Origin of the sequence: Nonomuraea mesophila (genome assembly GCF_004352805.1) — a bacterium.
Taxonomy (GTDB): domain Bacteria; phylum Actinomycetota; class Actinomycetes; order Streptosporangiales; family Streptosporangiaceae; genus Nonomuraea; species Nonomuraea longispora.
This window is the reverse complement of record NZ_SMLD01000294.1, coordinates 1-6,198: the sequence shown is the minus strand read 5'-3', so window position 1 is coordinate 6,198 and position 6,198 is coordinate 1. Positions and strand designations below refer to the sequence as shown.

The following is a 6,198-nucleotide window of genomic DNA, read 5'->3' as shown; positions in this document are numbered from 1 at the left end:
GGCCAGCAGAGCGGACACCTCACGGGCCGCGCCGCCATCCGCGCCCCCGCCCGCGGGGTCGCGCCACTCACCCTCGCAGCCGAGCAGCCCCGCCACCCCGTCGCACGCCGCCGGATGCCCCACGAGCAGCTCCGCCACCGGCCCGGACGCCACGGGCGCGGCGACGGACGAGGCGGGCACGGGCCGGGCGGACCACGGCGGCACCCACGAGTCCACCGCGGGCAGCGAACCGGGGAACGTCCGGCCGGCCTCACGCACGAGCACCGGCACCAGGTCGGCCGCCCCCGAGCGCAGCGTGGTGATCAGCTTGGGCAGCCACGGCAGCAGCACGTTGTCGGGCAGCCGCCCGAACGCCTTGGAGATCACCTCCACCACGAACCCCGACAGCGCCGGAGCGGGCTCCATCGCGTGAATGAAGCCCATGATGTACTGCGGGAACGACGGGATGACCAGCGGGTTGGCGAGCAGGTCGTCGCAGCGTGCCCGCAGGTCGGCCATCGTGAGCAGCCCAAGCTGGGTGTGCGCCGCCCACAGCAGCGCCACCTTGGCCGGCGCCTCCGGATGCGACTGCCGCACGGCCAGCTCCAGCTGCGCCCGGTCGCAGCCGAGCGCCAGCGCGAGGCTCTCCATCGTGAACAGGAACCCCAGCATGGCCCCCACCTGCCGCACGCCGGTGTCGTCGTCCACGAAGGCCGTCGGCAGCAGCGTGCAGTAGTGCGCGTAGCCGGTGGTCACGAACGCCTCGCACCAGGCCGGCAGTTCGGGCTCGTTGGCGCGGTAGTACGCGAGCAGCCGCCGGATCCTGCGCAGCACCTCCGGCGCGTCGTCGACGCCGCGTTCGGCCGCGAGCAGTTCGACGGCGCGCTCCCCGAGCTCGTCGGCGACGCGCCGGCTGCCGAGGAAGAGCACCGCGTCCTCCACCGCCGCCAGCGCGACGGCGGCGGTGGCCTTGGGATCCCACACGGAGCGCCGCAGCCGCTGCTCCAGCACCTGCTCGATGGTGACGCCCTCGTAGCCGAGCTCGATGATGGAGCGCTGGTGCTTGCCGAACGCGAGATCCCAGCTCTCCTGGATCGACCGTTCGCCGAGTCCGCGCTCACCCATGATGGGCCGGACGGCGTCGTCGGGCAGCAGGTAGCGCAGCATCCAGAGCAGGTCGGAGCAGGGCACCAGCTCGGGCTGGGCGCCGAGGTCGACGAGCGCCCGCTGGATCGTACGTTTGCTCAGGTCGAGGCCGAGCGGCGCGAGCCGGTCGTAGACGTTCCTGGCCAGCGGCGGCAGGGCGTCGTAGCCCACCTCCCCCACGCGGTCGCCGCCGAGCAGGATCTCGCACAGGCGCCGCACGTCGCGGCGGCCCGGCACGACGTCCTTCTCGATGCAGGTGACCGCCGCGTCCTGGAAGTCGTAGGGGGTGGGTCTGGCCCGGTTGCGCATCCCGGCCAGCAGGATCGACGTCTCGAACACCGCGATGGCGTCGGCGGTGCTGGCGAGGTAGCCGTTGCGCCGGGCCAGCCGGACGATGTCGACACACCAGCCGAGCAGCTCGGCCTCATCGAGCGCGTCGAGGGCGGGCGGCCGGGACAGGAACCCGGTCAGCCGGTCGGCGGGAGCCTCGTCGGCCTTCGGCGGCGGCAGCTTGGCCGCCCGTTTGCGGCCGCCCTTCTGCCCGGCCAGCCGGAACGGGGCCAGCTTGGTGCGGGTGAGCGTCTTCGCCCACGTGGCCGCCGCGATCGACACCGACCCCTGGGCCAGCCCGAACTGCGCCTCGATGGCGGAGTGGCTGGACGGGATGAGCCCGTACAGCCACTTCGTGCCGGTGCGCGGGCTGATCGTGTAGGGGGCCGTGGAGTCGATGCCGAACTGCTCGACGCGGCTGGCGGCGTGGAACGCGCCGCACACGTAGAGGCAGTCGCCGGGGTCGGCGCCGCCGGCGGCCAGGTGCTCGCGCATGCGGGTCCACATGTAGCGCTCGCGGTCCTCGTCGGCGGCCAGCCGGTCACCGTCGGGGGTGAGCCGGCGGAACAGGCTGCCGATCAGCACCATGACCTGGCGGTAGGTGTCGTAGTCGGCCCCCGAGAGGGGCTGCTCGACGTACTGGTCCCACCACTCCGACCAGTGGCGCACCTTGCCGTGGTGCAGTAGGTGCTCCTCCAGCTCGGCGAAGCGCGGGCGCAGGTCGCCGATCTCGACGCCCACCGCGTCGCCGTGCAGGCCGGCCTCTTCCTTGCGCTCCTTGGCCTCCTCCTTCGGGGCCCACTGGAAAACGTGGTCGGTCGAACGGTCGACCAGCACCAGCTCGACGCCGGGCGTTTCGAGGGCGTAGGCGATGGCCTGGTATTCGGCCGACGCCTCGGTGATGGGCGCCACCACGCTGAGCGGCGCCCACGACTTGGGGAAGCCGTCGAGGTCGGTCGCGAACGCCTGCACCGCCACCGGCAGCCGGCAGTTGCGCAGCTCGGTCAGCAGCGGCTGCAGGTCTTGGCACAACTCCAGGTAGATGACCTTCGGCTGCTTCTCGCGCAGCCGCCGCACCATCGCCGACGCCGAGGCCGGCGAGTGGTGGCAGACGGGGAAGATCTCCAGCTTCTCGCGCAGCGCCCTGTCGACGTCGTCGACCAGCCCCGCCAGGATGCCGGACACGGCGACGGGACTGCCGGCGAACGCCTCGGCGGCGTCGAGCAGCTGATCGCGGAGCGAGCCGAACGGGCTCTGCTGGTCGATCATGAGAGCGTGGCGATGGCCTCGCGGCCGCCCTCGAGGAACTCAGGCCACTGCCCGCCGTCCTTCTTGCTGCGGGGCTCGACGACGCCGTGCCAGTATTTGTTGAGGATCGCCAGGTCTTCGGGGCTGCGCCGGGCCAGCGAGCCGACCAGCGAACCGGCGAGCGTCTGCGCGCGCAGGGTGCGGTCGCCGAAGAAGTGGCTGTGCAGGATGGCGTCCTCCAGCACGCCGATCTGCTCGGCCGTCGACAACGCCGACTCCAGCTTCTCGTCGTCGCTGGTGGCCGAGGCGGCGGCGGAGCGCAGGTCGGCGAAGCTCTGCAGGAGGATGTCGAGCAGCGTGGGCGGCAGGTCCAGCTCGATCCGGTGCCGGCGCAGCAGCTCTTCGGTACGGAAGCGTACGATCTCCGCCTCGCTCTTCTTGTTCGTCACGACGGGGATGCGGACGAAGTTGAAGCGGCGCTTCAGCGCGGACGACAGGTCGTTGACGCCCCGGTCGCGGCTGTTGGCGGTGGCGATGATGGAGAAACCCGGCTGGGCGAAGACGATGTTGTCGTCATCGAGTTCGGGGATGGAGACGTATTTCTCCGACAGGATCGAGATGAGCGCGTCCTGCACGTCGCTGGTGGAGCGGGTCAGCTCCTCGAAACGGCCGATCACGCCCTGCTCCATCGCCGTCATGATCGGCGAGGGGATCATCGAATCACGCGACTGCCCCTTGGCGATGACCATGGACACGTTCCACGAGTATTTGATGTGGTCTTCCGTGGTGCCTGCGGTGCCCTGCACCACGAGGGTCGAGTTGCGGCAGATGGCCGCCGACAGCAGCTCGGCCAGCCAGCTCTTGCCCGTGCCCGGGTCGCCGATCAGCAGCAGGCCCCGGTCGGAGGCCAGGGTCACGATGCTGCGCTCGACGAAGCTGCGGTCGCCGAACCACTTCTGCGCGATCTCCCGGTCGAGCCCGTCGGAGCGTTCGGAGCCGAGGATGAACAGCCGGATCATGCGAGGGCTCAGCCGCCACGAGAACGGCTTGGGACCGTCGTCGACGGACTCCAGCCAGTCGAGCTCCTCGGCGTATTTCACCTCTGCGGGGGCGCGCAGCATATCGTCACTCATGCGGGGGTCTCCTAGGTGAGGAAGTTCTTGAGCTCGGACACGAGCTTGCGGATGTGGCCCGAGAGCACCGGGGTGCCCAGGTCCTTGAGTTTCTGGCGATACCACGGGTCGACGCTCTGGGAGCCGGAGCTGTTGACCGAGCCGACGGGGATGAACTTCACCCCCGAGCGGTGCACCGCCTCGAAGTCGGTGATCAGCGAACGGTTGTCGTAGAAGTCGGAGATCCACACCATCACGGTGTTGCGCGGATCGGAGATCTTCGGTCGGGCCAGGGCCATCGCGGCCGTGCCGTCGGTGCCGCCGCCGAGCGTGGTGCGCAGCAGCACCTCGAACGGGTCGTGCACCCACGGGGTCAGGTCGAGCGCCCGGGTGTCGTAGGCCACCAGGTGCACGTCGACCTTGGGCAGGCCAGCGAAGATCGACGCCAGGATGGTGCAGTTGACCATCGCGTCCACCATCGACCCCGACTGGTCGACGACCACGATCAGCCGGGCCGGGGTGGTGCGGCGCGCGGTCTGCTTGTAGTAGAGCCGGTCGACGTAGAGGCGTTGGTCCTCAGGGCTCCAGTTGGTGAGGTTTTTCCAGATGGTGCGCTCGACGTCGAGGTTGCGGAAGACCCGCTTCGGCGGCACCGACCGGTCGATCTCGCCGATGCTGGCCTTCTCCACCTGGGTGCGGAGCACCTCGGCGACCTCGTCGACGAACCTGCGGATCAGCGCCTTGGCATTGGCCAGCGCGACCCCGGACAGGTTGTGCTTGTCGTGCAGCAACTGCTCGATGAGCGACATGCTGGGCGTCAGCTGCTTCGACAGGACCGGGTCGGCGAGCACCTCCCGCAGGTGCATGCGCTTGACCAGGTCACCCTCGATGCCGGCGAGCACCGCGGCCAGCTCTTCGTCACCCACCCGGTGGCGCAGCCCGCCCGGCTCGCAGCCCATGCCCTTCTCGAACCAGCCCGCGTCGTTCTTCCAGCTCTCCAGCCGGGCCGCGGTGACGTTGCCCGAGCCGGTGGCGAACACGTTGAGCAGCAGCTTGGAGACCAGGGCCGCGCGGCGCACCTCCGCGCCTCGCTCGTGCTCCTTGTCCGCCATCAGGTCACGCAGCTCGTCGCCCAGCTCGGGGAAGCGCTGCACCAGGGTGTCGACCGACACCCCCGGGTCGAGCAGCGCGGGCGGCAGGCCGAGGTCCTCGACGATGGCCAGGCCGGCCGTCTCGAGTGCCGGCTGCTCGTCGGGGCCGAACAGCCGGGACAGCAGGCGCCAGTAGAGCACCTGGCGCCGGGTCATGTCGGCGCCTTCCACCATGTCGGCGCCTTCCAGGATGTCGGTCATTTCCGCAGCAACCGTCCCGCTCGCTCGCGCAGCACAGCGACCACGTCACCGGCCTTGGCCTCGGCCTTGACCACCTTGGGGTCGGTGGGGCCCATCGCCCAGTCGCCGTTGTGCGCGGCGACCGGCTTCTTCTTCACCGTGGCCTGGACGGCCAGCGGCTGCAGCACCCAGCGGCCGTCCCAGCGCATCAGGCCGATGCACGCCGAGGAGGCGGCCACCAGCTCGGGGGTGAGCGGGCCGCCGCGCGGCAGGCGGTCGAGGTCGAGCGGCAGCGTGTGACCGCCCCCCGTCGGTGACAGGTCGAGCGAGCCGCCGGCGACGGAGTAGCCCTCCAGGAAGACGGGCTCGGCGATGCGTACGGGATGACGGTCGAGCGGCGGGACGGCCGGAGCACTCACCCCGGACAGCGCCACCCGCGCCGTCGTGAACGGGTCGGCGGGCTCGCCCGCCGCGGCCCGGTCGTCGTGCCACACCAGGTCGCCGCCCGGGAGCAACGGCATGTCCGTGATCTCCAGGCTGTGGTGACCGGCCAGCGCGCCCAGCAACACCGGATGGACGCCCATCAGCCGCCACACGGCCGGGCCGACGATCGTGTCGACCTTGGCGGCCGCCACGCTGGTGCGCACCAGCCTCGCCTGGCCTCCTCCCGCGGGCTCCAGCACTCCGTGGACCTGCGCCCGCACCACGGTGGCGTGCTCGTGCACGTCTGCGCCGAGAATCAGCAGCCGCCCCGACACCGGCTCGGCGCCGCCGTGCCACGGGCCCCGCTGCGCCAGCAGCAGGCCGCGGGTCCACAGGTCGGCCCACCTGCGCGCGGGCAGGCGGTCCATCGTGGCGACCGGGCTCGACGCGCGCAGCTCCGCCGCCAGGCCGTCGAGCAGCACCGCGAGCCCGCGCAGCTCCGGCACGCCGAGCAGCGCCTCGATGGCCTGGTCGGCCCCGCCCGCGAGGTCGTGATCGACACCGCGCCACCCGACGATGGCCAGCTCACGCAGCCACATCCGGCACCCGTCGAGCAGATGCCCCGGCAC

The 6,198-nt window shown here is 71.2% G+C and carries 4 protein-coding genes; all 4 read right to left on the bottom strand.

The features are described 5' to 3' along the window. Positions 1-2,724 (bottom strand): DUF5682 family protein (locus tag E1295_RS46685; RefSeq protein ID WP_132641626.1); only part of this gene is annotated, 2,724 nt, incomplete at its 3' end. After that, on the bottom strand, positions 2,721-3,836 hold the full coding sequence (locus E1295_RS46680) for an ATP-binding protein (RefSeq protein WP_132641624.1): 1,116 nt from the start codon (positions 3,834-3,836) through the stop codon (positions 2,721-2,723). The genes E1295_RS46680 and E1295_RS46685, both read right to left, overlap by 4 nt. An 11-nt stretch (positions 3,837-3,847) precedes the next feature. Beyond that, a complete protein-coding gene (locus tag E1295_RS46675) occupies positions 3,848-5,167 on the bottom strand; it encodes a VWA domain-containing protein (protein ID WP_246081229.1) in 1,320 nt (439 codons plus the stop codon). After that, a partial coding sequence (locus tag E1295_RS46670) for a hypothetical protein (protein WP_132641622.1) occupies positions 5,164-6,198 on the bottom strand: 1,035 nt, incomplete at its 5' end. The genes E1295_RS46675 and E1295_RS46670, both read right to left, overlap by 4 nt.

Excerpts from the sequence above, each read along its gene's own strand:
- E1295_RS46680 (WP_132641624.1), bottom strand. The coding sequence starts at position 3,836 with ATGAGTGACGATATGCTGCGCGCCCCCGCAGAGGTGAAATACGCCGAG.
- E1295_RS46675 (WP_246081229.1), bottom strand. The coding sequence starts at position 5,167 with ATGACCGACATCCTGGAAGGCGCCGACATGGTGGAAGGCGCCGACATG.